This window comes from Phytopseudomonas argentinensis, assembly GCF_900113905.1.
Lineage (GTDB): Bacteria > Pseudomonadota > Gammaproteobacteria > Pseudomonadales > Pseudomonadaceae > Aquipseudomonas > Aquipseudomonas argentinensis.
The window spans coordinates 292,010-305,592 of record NZ_FORC01000004.1 but is presented as its reverse complement, the minus strand read 5'-3'; the positions used below and the strand labels follow the sequence as shown (position 1 = coordinate 305,592).

Below are 13,583 nucleotides of genomic sequence, written 5' to 3'. Positions count from 1 at the left end.
ACGGTCAGGGGTGATCAACAGCAGGCGTGGCCGGGCTCGACGGGGCGAAGCCTGCCAGCACGGCATCCAGGTCGGCGCGCAAGAGGTCTTCGTAGGGTTTGCCCGCCTCGGCGAGAACGCCCGGGTTGCCGGCATCGAGAATCAGCAGGCGTGCGCCGCCGGCTTCGATGGCCTGGGCGATGGCAGCGTCCGGCGCCCATTTGTGCACCACCACCTTGATCTCGCGTTCGCGCAGGTAATGGGTCAGGGCCTCGCGGTCGGCGGGGCTCCAGTCGATGTCCTGGCGCACGAACCAGCCGTCGACGAAGATATCGAACTCGCCGAACAGGTAGACGAACTCGCTGGCCAGCGACAGCACGCGCAGGTCCGGGATCTGCGCCAGGCGCGGGCCGTAGTCGGCCTTGAGCTGCCGTAAACGGTTCTCCAGGGTGCTGAGGTTACGGGCGATTCGCGGCACATCCTCGGGCGACAGGCGCGCCAGGTCGGCAGCGATGATTGCCGCCATGCGCATGGCGTTGATCGCGCCGAGCCAGGCATAGGGCGACGGCTCTGCGCCGGGCTGATCGTCAGCCCCGGCCCACGGCACGTCGTTGCCCGGGGCTTGGGTTACCGCCACACCCGGCTTGACCGGATCCCAGGAGCGCGATGCGTCGATCTCGACGATACGCAGGTTGTGCCGGCGCGCGGTGGCGAACAGCGGGTCGGCGCGCCACAGGCTGCTCAGGGTGATCACCGCATCGGCCTGCTGGAACACGCCAGGATCCAGGCGCAACAGGGCATTGGCCTGGCTTTGCATGGGCACCGCAGCGTCTGCCGGAATGCGCACGGCCGTGATGCGGGTGCCCTTGCAAAGGCTCGCGGCCAGTGCATGCAGCGCCGGCAGGGCAACCAGCACCCGCGGCTGCGCGGTGTCCGCCAGCACGCCCGTTGTCGCGCCCAGCAGCAGGGCCACACACAGCCAGCGCACGGCACGCAATGGCGCTGAAAATACCGTCAGGCTCATACGCTGGCTCCCCTGAAGCGGGCGGTACTGGTGCGGATGATGGTGGTCAGCACGAACACCAGGGCGGCGGCGATCACGATCGCGCCGCCGGTAGGCACCGGTATGTAGAACTGCATGGGCACCAGGATGCCGACCACGCAGGAGAAGGTGGCGATCAGCGCGGCAAGGGTGACCAGCACCGGCAACGAGCGGCTGATGTTGCGTGCGGCTGCGGCCGGGATCAGCAGCAGTGCCTCGACCAGCACCGCGCCGATGATCTTCAGGCAGGCCACCGTCACCAGGGTCACCAGCACCACGAACAGGTATTCGACGACCCGCACCGGCACGCCACGCGCATGGGCCAGGCTGGGGTTGAGACTGGCCAGCAGCATGGCGTTGTACAGTGGCAGGCCGATGAGTGCGCACAGGGCGCTGACGCCCAGCAGCACGTTCATGTCGGTGTGATCCACCGCCAGAATGGAGCCGAACAGCACGCTCTCCATCACGTGGGTGTTGATCTTCGCCGAGACGAACAGCAGCAGCGAGGCACCGACCGCCAGGGAAATGGACAGGAACACGCCGATCAGCGTGTCGTTGGGCAGCGTGGTGCGGTGCTGGGTGTACTTCAGCGTGAGGGCGAACAACAGGCAGAAGCCGAACATCGACAGGTAAGGCGAGGTATAGGACTCGCCGACCAGCACGCCGATGGCCACGCCGGTCATCGCCGCATTGCCGACCGACTGGCTGAAGAACGCCATGCGCTTGATCATCACCATCGAGCCCAGTACGCCGAGCAGCGGGCCGATCAGCAAGGCGCAGAGCAGGGCGTTGATGACGAACTCGTATTCGAACGGCTGCGGCAGCACCTGGCTGGCGGCCAGCGCCTGCAGGTGGTCGCGTATCCAGCTGTACAGATCATTCATCAGCGGTACTCCAGCTCATCGGCAGTTTCTGCGTGGCACCGTGGAACAGCACACGCTGGTTCAGAACGGTCACCGACTGGGCGATACGCCGTACTTGCTCGAGGTCGTGGTTGATCCACAGGATGGTCACGCCACTGTCGTGCAGCTCTTGCACCAGTCGCTCCACCAGTTGCAGCCCTGGCTTGTCGATCCCAGCGGTGGGTTCATCGAGAATCAGCAGGCGCGGCAACGGGCTGATGGCCTGGGCGAGCAACACGCGCTGGCGCTGGCCGCCAGACAGGCTGCCAAACGGCTTGTGGCCCATGCCCGCCACACCGGTGCGCTGCAGCGCTTCGGCATTGGCCGCCCTGGCCGCCCGGCTGGAACCGAGGAAAGCTGGCCGGCGCTGGCCGAGCAACGCCATCACGTCATAGACGGTCATCGGTACGTTACGGTCGAAGTCGGCCAGTTGCGGCACGTAGCCCACCGGGCGGCTGGGCTCGCCATCGAGGCGGATGTTGCCCGTATGCGGCATCTGCCCCAGCAGGGCCCGCACCAGCGAGGTCTTGCCGCCGCCATTGGGGCCGACCAGGCAGTGCAGCGCACCGGCCCCGACCTGGAAACTCACCGCGTCCAGTACATGGGTGCCGCCCAGCTTCAGGGATACGTTGTCGAACACCAGGGCCGGGCCGCGCATGCTGTTTTCCTTGCTCATTGCTGGGTGTACTCGACGGCTTCGGCGAGGGTTTCGAGGTTCTCGGCCATGGCCATTTCGAACTCATCGGCGCTGTAGGTGCCGCCGGTGATGTGGGAGAGGGCGAACACCTTCACGCCGGTGGCGGCCTCGATGGGCTTGGCCAGATCGAGGGAAAAGGTCTTCTCGGCGAACAGCACCCGCACCTTGGCCTTCTTGATGGCTTCGATGGTGTTGGCCAGTTGCCGTGCGGTGGGCGCAACGCCGTGGCGTGGCTCGATGACCGCACTGACGAACAGGCCGAACTCCTGCATCAGGTAGTCGTAGCCTGCGTGGGTGGTGGCGCAGCGAAATGTGGACAGGTCCAGCCCGGCAAGGCGGTTCATGAACTGGGCACGCAGCGCGCGGATACGCCCGGCGTAGGCCATGGCGTTGCGCCGGTAGGTGGCGGCGTTGTCCGGGTCCAGCTCGCCAAGGCGGCGGGTGATTTCGAAGACCTGCTGGATCGCCGCCGTGGTGGAGACGAAGGTATGCGGGTTGACCACCTTGGCGCCGCTCTGATCACCGCCGATGGGAATCAGCGCGACCGAGGCGTTGGCCTGGATGATCGGCAGGTTCGCGCTGCGCCCGGCCGCCTTGACGATGGCCCCGGCCCACTCGTCGTGACCGATGCCGTTGACCACCAGGGCATCGAGGGTCATCGCGCGGGTGATATCGGCAGGCTGCGGCTGATAGTTGTGCGGGTTGGCTTCACCCGGAATCAGCGCCACCACCTCGGCGCGGTCGCCGACGATATTGGCGACGAAACTGTAGTAGGGGTGCAGCGTCACACCGATCTTGAGTTTCTTCGCGGCCGCCTGCGCGTGGCCGGCCAGGACCAGTGCGGGAATCAGTACCAGCAGGGCGAGATAGCTGCGCAGCCGCGGCCTATGTGTTGCTGAAACAGTCATGGCTGGGTTCCTTTCACACGTTCGATTTCACTGTTGCCGTCGTAGGCGATGACCTGGCGCCAGCCTTTGCCCACCAGCGATTCGGGCTTGACGATGCCGGGGTAGGGCGCATTCGGGTCGCGGTGCACCCAGATGGTCGCCTGGTTGGCCCACATCACCCCGGCGTGGGCATGGCCGATGACCAGCAGGTAGGCGCTCTGGCCTGGCAGGCGACCGCCCGAGCCGTAGTACACGGCGGCGCCCTGGCCCTGGGTGGCCTGGGAAACCTCGCTGGGGCTAGGCGCCGGCGCAGCTGCATCACCGCTGCGCGCATGGGCCTGGTGGCTGCCGGGCAGAATCAGCTGCCAGTGCACTTCACCGTTGTTCTTCCAGAACGCGTCACGGTAGAAGGGCGGCAGAACGATCTTCTGGGCGTGCTCCAGGGTGATCCAGCCGCCGGTGTCGTTGTTGTTCCAGATGATTTCCTCGCCAGCCGGCAGCAAGGCGCTGTGAATGGCCTGGTCGACCGCATTCAAGCCGTCGAACGAGCGCACCTGCCAGCTCAATGCCGCGGGCGGGCCGACCTGCTGCGGGCGCAGCAGCAGGTAGCCCGCCAGGCAAGCGATCACGCTCAGGGTCAACAGCAGCATGGCGACTGATTCCCAGCGCCCGGAGGCCGGCCTCACCACCTTGCCGGGCTTGCCAGCGCTCAGGTCGGCATCGAGGTCGTGCAGCGCCTGGCTGGCCATCAGACGAACGCGATCCAGCGGCCGAGAAAGATCACCCCAATCCACAGCGCCAGCGAACTGAAGCCGGCGATGCGCGCCTGGGTCGGCGGTGGCAGGTTGGTGTCCCACTCGTGGATGCGGCGAAAGGCACCCAGGTGGAAGATCGCCATGTTGAGGCCCGCCAGGGCCAGCAGGCCCATCTTGCCCAGAAACATGGGGTTTTGCGCGTAGGTGGTGGCGTTGGCCATGAACATCAGCACGCCGGTCACCACGCACGTCACGAAGGCCACCCAGGTAAAGGGCAGCAGTTCCTTGATCAGCCGCAGCGCGCCAGGGCGGTGAGCGGCGATGCCGAGCAGGCGCAGGTCGACCACGACAATGCTGCCCAGCACCAGGGCGATGCCGATGACGTGCAGCGACTCCAGGGCTGGAAAGCCCGAATCGGACTCGCGGATCAGCGTGGCGAGGGTGGTGTCCTGCAGGGTTTGCAGCAGTGATTGGATATCCATGACGGCTACCTGAGAGCGTTGGAATGAATTAGATCGAGTAGGCGATCCAGCGACCGCAGAAGATCACCACGCACCACAGCGCGATCGACAGCCAGGCCAGCAGCTTGATGCCGGGATGACTGGCATCGCTTTGCGGCCCGCCGACAGCCGGTTTGAGCAGCGGTCGGCGGATGCTCCAGGTCACCGCGAAGGCACCGATCACCAGGGCCATCTTCAGCCAGAAGGTCGAGTTGACGAGTACCCGGTCCGGCTCGCCGATGATCATGACCAGGCCGGTGGCCAGCAGTACCAGCAGCGCGTTGCGCATCCACGGGTAGTAACGGCCTATCACCTCGCGAGTCGGGCGATCGACGGCCAGCACGCCGGCCAGGCGCAGGTCGGAAATCACCGCGGAACCAAAGAGCGCGGCGATGGCGATGATGTGTACGCTCTGCACGGTGGGCACCACCCAGAGCATGTCCCGGATGGTGGTGCTCAGCGCTGACGCGTAGAGCCAGGCAATGAATTCCGCTGACATCGGTTGTCTCCCTGAAACGGGTTAGAAGTCTTGGGGTTTGGCGATGGGGTGCAGGCCCTTGGCGTCCTCGGGCAGCAGATAGCCTTCGCGCACCGAGCGGGCCTTGGCGTCCTCGAAGGCCTTCTGGTACTGCGCGTAGCTGCCGTAACGCCTGCGCAACTCGTCCCGCGAGTAGGCCACCTTGGTGTCGTAGATCAGCCCGCAGGCGGTTTCCTGATCGGTGAGGTAGGTGGCGCTCGGCGCCTGGATCCACGGCGGGCGCACACCGCCCAGCAGGTTGCCGGTAGCGGCGTCGCGCACCGCGCTGTTGCCCTGGCGCGGCACGCGCGGGGCCTTGGGCATGGGCGTGCCGTCACGTACCCAGCGGTCCATGCCGTCGAGCAGCGCCGCGATGACCAGCTCGGCAGGCTCGTCGTAGAGCGTCTGGCAGCGCGGGTCATTGCCCTTGCCGACATCGGCGGCGAGGCGCTCGCTGTGCTGGGTACCGAGGTCGGCCAGGCGCAGGTGTGGCATGCCGATCACTTCGTAGTAGCGAAGCTTGGGGGTGTCGGTATCGGCGGGCAGCGCGATGCCTTCGAGTACGTCGTGCATCAGCTCGGACTGGCTGTAGACGGTTACGAAGGGCGCGTCGCCCGGCATCCTGCGCGGCACGCGGATGACATCGCCGCCGACTTCGCCATAGGCCATGCGGCCGGTCATGTAGGCATCGATCAGCGGTTTGCCGTCGGGCATGCGCCACTGCTGGTGGCGGCCCTGGTCGAGGTAGTCCATCCACACCTGGGCGGTCACCGCCCAGCTGTTGACGTACACCCGCTTGACGTCCAGCCCGGCCAGCGGGCCGCCCGGCGTCGCGCTCTTGAGCAGCAGCGCCAGTTGCGCACCGATGCCCTGGGATTGCGGCACGAAGGGATCCGGCGCGTCGCCGCGGGTGAAGCGTCTGGCATCGTAGTAGCTGCCCAGAGGCGCGTAACGGGCGTAGTCGAAACGGCGCATGAAGTCGAAGTTGACGATCTTGCCGTACTGGGCAATGCCATCCGCTTCGACGGCCGGGTCAGCGGCGATGAACTTGGGATCCACCTCAGGCTTGTTGATGTTCAGCGTGTAGCCGACGTAGGCATAACCATGACGCAGCAGGTAGTCGCGAGTGAGAATCCAGCCCGCGGCGCGCTCGCCAAACCAGCTGAACGGCTCGATGATCACCGTACCGTTGAAACGCGCCGGGTCGGCAGGTTTGCGCACCAGCATGCGGGTGGTATAGGGCGCTTCGAGCAGGGTTTGCCCGGCCGCGGTGATCGCCGGCGCAACGCCTTGCAGGTAGAACTCCTGCTCGAGGTAGCCGCTGCCCTTGAGGTCGGCGTACTCGGTACCCCGATAGGTCGCCGACGACAGCGGCGGCTTGCCGGAGTCCGGCACCGCCACGGCGGTGGGCAGGCGTGGCACCTCGGCGAAGGCGGTGGGAGCCAGGGCCAGCGTCAACAGTGCGCCATGCATGGCGGCGTGCAGGATGCTGATTGTTATTGGGCGTTGCATCCGATCCTCTCCTGATGATGGTCGACAGTGGGTGTCACTCAGTCCGTTTTAAGGGTGGCCTTGCCTTCGCTGTCGATGACTATCTGGTTGTTCTCGCAGACGTATTCCTCGATGCGGTAGTCCGAGCGCTTGTATTCGAAGGTGAATTCATAGGGTTTGGTGAGGATCTGCGGATCTTCGATGGTCACGCGGTTCTGCAGGTGATCAGGTGCCGTCAGGCGGATGCGCTCGGTGATCTTCACGCCTTCGCTGTGGGGCACGTCGTAGAAGGTCACGTCGGTGCGAATGGCGCGGGTTTCCACCACCAGGGTGTCGCCTTGCCAGCGCCCACGTGAGTGGCCCTGATAGACCGGGTCGAGTTCGTCCAGCGGCGGCAGCGCTTCGTTGAGGATGATGCGGCGCACCTGCTGCAGGTATTCGCCGAGCACGATCACGTTGTTGTCGTCATAAATGATCTGGATCGGAAACAGCGCCGCCATCAGCGTCGGCATGCCCTCCGGCAAGCACTTGGCACTGGTGGTGGCCAGTGGCGTGCCGGCCTCGTTGGCCTCGGCCTGCTTTTTCTTCAGCTCGCTGTACTGGCTGGCGTACGGCTCCTTGAGCGGTATCGGCCCACCTGGCAGTACCGGGTCATCCGGGTCTTCGCCAAACCAGTCATCCGGGGTGCGTTCCCAGGTGCCGCTGATGTTCGGCTTTCGCGCGGCGATTTCGGCTGCGCCGCTGGTGGCGGCCAGGGCCAGGCAAAGGGCGCCCAGCAGCAACGCTACCGGGGTCAGGTGTCGTGTCGGTTTCATGCAGGTGTCTCCAGCCTGGGGATTCAGTGCGGTCGGGTTGCAGCGCGGCAGCAGCGGTCAGCCGCCACCGGTGAGCACCGTGTCGCCAATCTTGATCTCGACCAGCAGGCCACCAGGCTCGCCGTTCTTCAGCGGCTTGAAGGTCACCTCGGCCTCGTCGCCCGCCTTGATCACATTGGCTTTCCAGCCCGTGCGTTTGAGCGCGTTGACGCTGCCGGTCTCGATCTTGAATTGCTGCTCGGGTGGGCCGGGGGCGTCGACGTAGATGGCGACGTGGGGGTTGGTCCAGGCGAAACGCGAAACCACGCCCTTGATGGTGACCGTCTTGGTCTGATCGAAAATGGCGAATGAGTGGTGGGCGCTGACCACACCGGGGAGTGCGCAGGTGACGAGGGCTGCGAGCAGCCAGCGTCGCTGACGGAAAAGCGGGGGGAACGACATGAGCGTCATGACAGGTACCTCGGTTCTTATTTGTTCTTATGAGGCCGAGCATAGGGCCGTGCACCTGTCGGCCCTTATCCCAAAATGGCAGTGAATGACCGGGGGATGCTGTTTTTTGGCGCAGGTAGCCAAGCAATAAAGAAACACCCGTGAGTGCGGCGTCGTTCGTTGCTGATTTGGGATACCGCTGCCGGGGTTCAGGGGAAAACACTCGCGGCTCGCCTCATCAATAACAACAACAGGAGAGACGTCATGCGCACCCACAGCTATGCCCCGGTCTTGTCACTGGTCGCACTCTGTACGGTCGGCTTGCAGGCCCGTGCCTATGAGCTGTACAACGAGAACGACGGCGCTACCGTGCTGAACGCCGACCTTTGGGCGGGAGTCGGCTGGTACACCGCCAACAAGAATTACCTGGGGGATCCCGAGCGTGAGCCGGGGCGAATGCACTGGCAGGAAGGTTTCATCAAGTACGGCCTGAGCGGCGCCACCGACAAGATTGCAGCCGGCTCGCTATACGGCGGCCTGAGCATGATCAGTTCGGGATCGTTCGGGGATGGCGATCCGGGCGGCCTTACCAATGGCGAAGAACGCAGAACCTCGCTGGAGGATGCCTATCTGGGCTGGAAATCCGCCGACATGTTCCCGGCCCTGGGCACCGATGGTGTGGATTTTTCCTTCGGCCGGCAGATCGTCACGCTGGACGGCTTTCTGATCACCGATGACGGCTTCTCGCCCGGCCGCGCCTTCAACCCCATCGAAGGCGTGTCCGACGGCCGTTTCGACCGCGGCGGTGCGTTCTACCTGGGCCCGCGCCTGGCGTTCGGCAGCTCGGCGGTGCTCAAACTGGGCGGCACCGAAGGCCTGCATGGCAGCATGATGTGGCTGAAGATCGACAGCCCGGGGCAGTCCAAGACCGAAGTCGCCGCCGCCACCGTCGACTACACCACGGCATTCGGCTCGATCGGCTCGACCTACATCCACGGTCTGCATGTCGATGAGCACTACGCTTTCGGTGACCGCATGGAGCGCGAGGGCATGGATGTCTACAGCATCCGTGGCCAGGGCGACGCGGGTATCGAGAACGCCGACTTCGCGTTCGAGGTGGCCCGCCAGGAAAAACGCTCGGGCTCGCAACGGGCGATGTTCTTCGATGCCGGTTACACCTTCAACGACGTGCGCTGGAAGCCTGCGGTGAGCTACCGCTTCTCGCGTTATTCCGAAGGCTGGGACTTTCTGTTCCAGGGCGGCTATCGCAAGCGCCTGCAGGGCGAAGTGGGGGTGAACTACGCGGGCTCGGTCACCTCGAACATGCGCATCAACGATGTGCAGTTTTCCGTACAGCCAACGGAAAAACTGACCCTCAATGCCATGTATTTCAACTTCCACCAGCTGTCGCGGCGCGACGAGCAGGATTACAGCGCGCAGGAGATCGATCTGTTCCTGGACTGGATGGTGACCGACAACATCACCCTCTCGCCGCTGGTGGGTTTCTACAAGCCTGACAAATGGCGGGAAACCGGTGGGCTGCAGAGTGGCCCGGGCACCAACACCTACATGCAGTTCATCGTGTGGATGGAGTTCTGACTCAACGCTATCGGTAACAACCTGTTCATGATTTTTCAGTACAGGCTCGTCGACTTTGGCAGCTAAGTGGCGATGGCGGCCAGGGTGGCTGGTGATTATCTGTGGGAGCGGGCCATGCCCGCGATTTTTCGCGGGCATGGCCCGCTCCCACAATGGATCATTGACGGCTGCCTTTGCCGGGCAAGCGGCCGTTCGCGACCTCGTGGGAGGGGCTTTAACCCCGAGCTCTTTACGCCTAGGCAGGCAAAATCGAGGCTAAAGCCGCCGCCCGGCCTCTCCCACAAAAGCTCCGCCCACCGTCCGCTTTTGCCTTGTAGCTGCCGCTTCATGCTCATAAAGATCGCGAACAGGTTCGAAGGGTTTTCAGCCCGCAAAAACAAGCGCCACCCTGAGGTGGCGCTTGTTTTTCAGTAGGATTACCGGCCTTTACAGCATGCGTTTCAGTACATCGTTGCGCTTGTCCTTGTCGAAGAAGCGGTGCTTCAGCGAGCCGACCAGGTGCACCACGATCAGGGCGAGCAGGGTGTAGGCCAGCACCTTGTGCAGCCACTGGAAGACCACGAACCAGTCGTCGTTCTTGGCCAGCAGCTCCGGCAGGTTGATGCCGAAGAAGTACACGCCATCGCTCATGGTGTAGGTGCTCGACATCGAGTAACCCATCAGCGGTACCAGCACCAGCAGCACGTACATCGAGCGCTGCACCAGCTGCGCGAGAACACGCTCGTGGCTGGCCAGGCTCAGCGGTGGTTTCGGCAGCACCGGGGTCTTCAGGCGAATGGCGATCTGAATCAGCACCACCAGAAAGGCCAGCACACCGAAGGATTTGTGCCAGGGGTAATAGAGTACGAACTTGCTTTCCTCGTCGTCGCTCATCCCGGTCATGTGCCAGCCGGCCCAAAGCAGGCCGATGATCAGCACCGCGCGTACCCAGTGCAGCGCAATCAGTGACCTGGGATAGCGGTCAGTGGGTTGTTTTCCAATCGTATTCATGACGGTCTCTTTTATTCTCATCAGGGAACTGCCAGTGCGCTCGCCGCCCTCAGCTGAAGGGGGCGATCACACCTGCGGTGGGGTCAGCTGGGCAGCAATACGGTGACCACCTTCTCCTCGGTGTAGGCGAGCGCGCCGCCAAAGCCGCCCTCGCGCCCGATACCGCTGGTCTTCACGCCGCCCCAGGGCAGGTTGGCATCCAGCGGGCTCCAGCAGTTGACGCCCACAGCGCCGGTTTTCAGGGCCGCCGCCACGCGGTGCGCGCGGGCCAGGTTGGTGGTCCAGACGGTGGCCGCCAGGCCGTAGCTGGAATCGTTGGCCAGGGCGATGGCTTCTTCTTCAGTGTCGAAGGTGATCACCGTGCCGACCGGGCCGAAGATTTCGTCGCGGGCGATGGCCATGTCATTGCGGGCGTTGGCGAAAATGGTCGGGCGCACGAAGAAGCCCTTGTCGGGGTTCGACACGCCGCCGGCCAGCAGCGTCGCGCCCTGGTCGATGCCCAGCTGGATGTAACGGTTGACGCGGTCGAACTGCGCCTTCTTGGCCACCGGGCCCATCTGGGTGTCGGGCTGGCGCGGGTCGCCGACCTTCACCGCACTGGCCGCCTGTGCCAATGCCGCGGCGAAACGCTCGGCCACGCCGCGCTGCACCAGAATCCGCGAGCCAGCTGCGCAAACCTGGCCCTGGTTGGCGAACAGGCCGAGCGAGCAGCCGAACAGGGCGTCTTCGAAAGACGCATCATCGAAGACGATCTGCGGGCTCTTGCCGCCCAGCTCCAGGGCTACGCGCTTGAACAGCACGCCGGCGGTGCGCTGGATCTCGCGACCCGCTTCGGGGCTGCCGGTGAAGCTGATCTTGGCGATGTCCGGGTGTTCGCACAGAGCGCGGCCCACCTCGGCGCCAAAACCGGTGACGATGTTGATCACGCCGTCGGGGAAGCCCGCTTCCTTGGCCAGGGCGGCCAGGTGCAGGGCCGACTGCGGGGTTTCTTCGGACGGTTTGACCACCACGGTGCAGCCAGCGGCCAGCAGGGCGGCCAGTTTCCACACGGTGATCATCAGCGGCGAGTTCCACGGCACGATGGCGCCGACCACGCCGATCGGTTCACGCACCGTGTACGAGAGGGTCTTGGTGCCGAAATAGCCGCCGCTTGGAATGGTGCGGCCTTCGAGCTGGTTGGCCCAGCCAGCGGCGGCGCGCAGGTTGGCGAGGACGTTGGGCAGGTCCATGCGCCGCGGCTCCATCGGCGAGCGGCCGATGGCGTTGGCGTCCATGTCGGCGAGCTGTTCGCTGTCGCGTTCAACGAGGTCGGCCAGCTTGATCAGCAGGCGAGCGCGCTGGGAGCCGGAAAGCTGACTCCAGGCGCCGCCTTCGAGTTGGCTGCGCGCCGCTTCCACGGCACGGTTGACGTCCTCGGGGGTGCCGCGGGCGGAGCTGCCGTAGACCTTTTCGGTCACCGGGTCTACGAGGCCGAAGCGGCGGCCGTCGGACGAGTCCGCGGCGGCGCCGGCGATGAAGTGCTGCAGATGCTGAGTCATGTGCGTATCCACGAATGAGGGAGTCGGTTAAGCCTTGAGCGACGCCAGGGCGTCACCGAAGATGTCCAGTGCCTTGAAGAACAGCGCGCGGGAGATGGTCAGCGATGGCATCACACGCATCACGTTGCTGTAGCGCCCGCAGGGAATCATCAGCACGCCGTGGTTCATCAGGTAGCCCATCAGCTGGCCGATCTTGTCGCGCGACAGCGGCTCCTTGGTGGCCGGGTCCTCGACCAGTTCGATGCCGATCATCAGGCCGCGGCCGCGCACCTCGCCCACCAACGGGCTGTTGAAGCCGCGGATTCGCTCCTGGGCTTCCAGGCCCAGCACCTGGGCACGGTTGAGCAGATCGAGCTCCGGGTCCTGGAGGATGGCGATATTGGTCAGCGCCACAGCGGCGGACAGCGAGTTGGCGGCAAAGGTGTTGGGCATCGAGCCGTCGGGGATCTGCGCCGCCAGGTCCGAGCGCATCATCAGGCCGGCCATTGGCAGGTCGCTGCCGATGCCCTTGCCGAAGGTCAGCATGTCCGGCTTGACGCTCGAGTGCTCGACGGCCCACATCTTGCCGGTGCGCCCGGCGCCGGCCTGCACTTCGTCGACGATCAGCAGGGCGCCGCTGCGGTCGCAGGCCTTGCGCAGCAGCTGCAGGAACTCGGGCGAGGGCGGCACGTAGCCACCTTCACCCTGCACCGGCTCGACGATCACCGCAGCCACGTCGTCGGCGGCGGTATAGGGCGTGTTGAGCAGGTAATCCACGTACTCGCCGGCGATCTGCTCGGCGCTCTTGTGGGTGGTGTCGAACGGGAAGCGGTAGGCGTAGGGATAGGGCGCATGAATCACGCCGCCCATCTGCGCGCCGTAGCCCTTGCGGTAGGCGTTGCCGGTAGTCAGCGCACCCGAGGCGTTCCATACCCCGTGGTAGCCGCCGTGGAAGGCGATGATCTGGTGGCGCCCGGTGATGCGTTTGGCGAACTTGATCGCCGCTTCCAGCGCGTCGCTGCCACTTTGCGTGAAGAAGGTCACGCAGTCGCCGCGCAGGCCGGGTGGCGCAACGTCGGAGAGCTTGGCGGCCAGCTCGGTACGCCGGGTGCTGTTGATCTCCAGCGCATGCATCAGCACTTCGGACTGCTCACGAATGGCCGCCACCACCTTGGGGTGACAACGGCCGACGCTGCTTACGCCGACGCCAGCGGAGAGGTCGATGTAGGTGTTGCCGTCCGGATCCTTGAAGGTCGCGCCGAATGCACGGTCCATGGCGATAGGCATGCGGCCGCCACCCCGGGCCATTGATTCGGTGCGTGCCGAGAGGGCCAGGGCTTCGCTGGTTTTCGGGCCGGGCAGGGTGCTGGAGAGAATGTGTGGCGCATCGGCAAAATGCAGGGCTTCGAGTATGGCTTCGCTCATGATGGTCTCTACGGGTGTCGGTTCTGATGCGCCGATCA

Annotated in this window: 14 protein-coding genes; 1 reads left to right on the top strand and 13 read right to left on the bottom strand. The window is 64.9% G+C overall.

The features are described from left to right. Positions 1-4: 4 nt before the first annotated feature. The 10 genes from BM154_RS19075 to BM154_RS19030 are packed head-to-tail and all read right to left on the bottom strand — an operon-like array spanning position 5 to position 8,035. The gene (locus tag BM154_RS19075; protein WP_074887872.1) at positions 5-1,003 is read right to left on the bottom strand and encodes a metal ABC transporter solute-binding protein, Zn/Mn family; all 999 of its coding nucleotides are present in this window, start codon (positions 1,001-1,003) and stop codon (positions 5-7) included. Continuing rightward, entirely contained in the window at positions 1,000-1,905 is a 906-nt protein-coding gene (locus tag BM154_RS19070) for a metal ABC transporter permease (RefSeq protein ID WP_074887869.1), read from the bottom strand. Before BM154_RS19070 ends, BM154_RS19075 begins: the two co-directional genes overlap by 4 nt. After that, complete coding sequence (locus BM154_RS19065) at positions 1,898-2,599, bottom strand: metal ABC transporter ATP-binding protein (RefSeq protein WP_074887866.1); 702 nt, start codon at positions 2,597-2,599, stop codon at positions 1,898-1,900. Before BM154_RS19065 ends, BM154_RS19070 begins: the two co-directional genes overlap by 8 nt. After that, entirely contained in the window at positions 2,596-3,528 is a 933-nt protein-coding gene (locus tag BM154_RS19060) for a metal ABC transporter solute-binding protein, Zn/Mn family (protein ID WP_074887862.1), read from the bottom strand. Before BM154_RS19060 ends, BM154_RS19065 begins: the two co-directional genes overlap by 4 nt. Then, positions 3,525-4,256, bottom strand: coding sequence for a DUF6162 family protein (locus BM154_RS19055; protein WP_074887858.1), 732 nt, complete (start codon positions 4,254-4,256; stop codon positions 3,525-3,527). The genes BM154_RS19060 and BM154_RS19055 overlap by 4 nt, the downstream gene beginning before the upstream one ends. Continuing rightward, positions 4,256-4,744 (bottom strand): DUF6644 family protein, encoded by a 489-nt coding sequence (locus BM154_RS19050; protein WP_074887856.1) that lies wholly within the window; start codon positions 4,742-4,744, stop codon positions 4,256-4,258. Before BM154_RS19050 ends, BM154_RS19055 begins: the two co-directional genes overlap by 1 nt. Before the next feature lie 28 nt (positions 4,745-4,772). Next, entirely contained in the window at positions 4,773-5,261 is a 489-nt protein-coding gene (locus tag BM154_RS19045) for a DUF6644 family protein (RefSeq protein ID WP_074887852.1), read from the bottom strand. Between the two features lie 21 nt (positions 5,262-5,282). Next, on the bottom strand, positions 5,283-6,791 hold the full coding sequence (locus tag BM154_RS19040; RefSeq protein WP_083414612.1) for an alpha/beta hydrolase domain-containing protein: 1,509 nt from the start codon (positions 6,789-6,791) through the stop codon (positions 5,283-5,285). A gap of 38 nt (positions 6,792-6,829) precedes the next feature. Then, positions 6,830-7,585: a hypothetical protein gene (locus BM154_RS19035; RefSeq protein WP_074887848.1), complete on the bottom strand. Its 756-nt coding sequence runs from the start codon at positions 7,583-7,585 to the stop codon at positions 6,830-6,832. 57 nt (positions 7,586-7,642) lie between these two features. Continuing rightward, the gene (locus BM154_RS19030; protein ID WP_074887845.1) at positions 7,643-8,035 is read right to left on the bottom strand and encodes a DUF6152 family protein; all 393 of its coding nucleotides are present in this window, start codon (positions 8,033-8,035) and stop codon (positions 7,643-7,645) included. A gap of 243 nt (positions 8,036-8,278) precedes the next feature. Here BM154_RS19030 and BM154_RS19025 point away from each other — a divergent pair, with 243 nt between their 5' ends. After that, on the top strand, positions 8,279-9,613 hold the full coding sequence (locus BM154_RS19025) for an alginate export family protein (RefSeq protein ID WP_074887842.1): 1,335 nt from the start codon (positions 8,279-8,281) through the stop codon (positions 9,611-9,613). A gap of 426 nt (positions 9,614-10,039) precedes the next feature. On the opposite strand, the gene BM154_RS19020 is transcribed toward BM154_RS19025, so the two are convergent. The 3 genes from BM154_RS19020 to BM154_RS19010 form a co-directional block, all read right to left on the bottom strand. Continuing rightward, entirely contained in the window at positions 10,040-10,603 is a 564-nt protein-coding gene (locus BM154_RS19020) for a cytochrome b (RefSeq protein WP_074887837.1), read from the bottom strand. 83 nt (positions 10,604-10,686) lie between these two features. Continuing rightward, the gene (locus BM154_RS19015) at positions 10,687-12,141 is read right to left on the bottom strand and encodes an aldehyde dehydrogenase family protein (RefSeq protein ID WP_074887834.1); all 1,455 of its coding nucleotides are present in this window, start codon (positions 12,139-12,141) and stop codon (positions 10,687-10,689) included. 27 nt (positions 12,142-12,168) lie between these two features. Continuing rightward, positions 12,169-13,545 (bottom strand): aspartate aminotransferase family protein, encoded by a 1,377-nt coding sequence (locus BM154_RS19010; protein ID WP_074887830.1) that lies wholly within the window; start codon positions 13,543-13,545, stop codon positions 12,169-12,171. Positions 13,546-13,583: the final 38 nt, after the last annotated feature.

Coding starts and splice junctions, on each gene's coding strand:
- BM154_RS19070 (WP_074887869.1), bottom strand. CDS start 1,905: ATGAATGATCTGTACAGCTGGATACGCGACCACCTGCAGGCGCTGGCC.
- BM154_RS19060 (WP_074887862.1), bottom strand. CDS start 3,528: ATGACTGTTTCAGCAACACATAGGCCGCGGCTGCGCAGCTATCTCGCC.
- BM154_RS19025 (WP_074887842.1), top strand. CDS start 8,279: ATGCGCACCCACAGCTATGCCCCGGTCTTGTCACTGGTCGCACTCTGT.
- BM154_RS19050 (WP_074887856.1), bottom strand. CDS start 4,744: ATGGATATCCAATCACTGCTGCAAACCCTGCAGGACACCACCCTCGCC.
- BM154_RS19020 (WP_074887837.1), bottom strand. CDS start 10,603: ATGAATACGATTGGAAAACAACCCACTGACCGCTATCCCAGGTCACTG.
- BM154_RS19035 (WP_074887848.1), bottom strand. CDS start 7,585: ATGAAACCGACACGACACCTGACCCCGGTAGCGTTGCTGCTGGGCGCC.
- BM154_RS19045 (WP_074887852.1), bottom strand. CDS start 5,261: ATGTCAGCGGAATTCATTGCCTGGCTCTACGCGTCAGCGCTGAGCACC.
- BM154_RS19055 (WP_074887858.1), bottom strand. CDS start 4,256: ATGGCCAGCCAGGCGCTGCACGACCTCGATGCCGACCTGAGCGCTGGC.
- BM154_RS19075 (WP_074887872.1), bottom strand. CDS start 1,003: ATGAGCCTGACGGTATTTTCAGCGCCATTGCGTGCCGTGCGCTGGCTG.
- BM154_RS19040 (WP_083414612.1), bottom strand. CDS start 6,791: ATGCAACGCCCAATAACAATCAGCATCCTGCACGCCGCCATGCATGGC.
- BM154_RS19015 (WP_074887834.1), bottom strand. CDS start 12,141: ATGACTCAGCATCTGCAGCACTTCATCGCCGGCGCCGCCGCGGACTCG.
- BM154_RS19030 (WP_074887845.1), bottom strand. CDS start 8,035: ATGACGCTCATGTCGTTCCCCCCGCTTTTCCGTCAGCGACGCTGGCTG.
- BM154_RS19010 (WP_074887830.1), bottom strand. CDS start 13,545: ATGAGCGAAGCCATACTCGAAGCCCTGCATTTTGCCGATGCGCCACAC.
- BM154_RS19065 (WP_074887866.1), bottom strand. CDS start 2,599: ATGAGCAAGGAAAACAGCATGCGCGGCCCGGCCCTGGTGTTCGACAAC.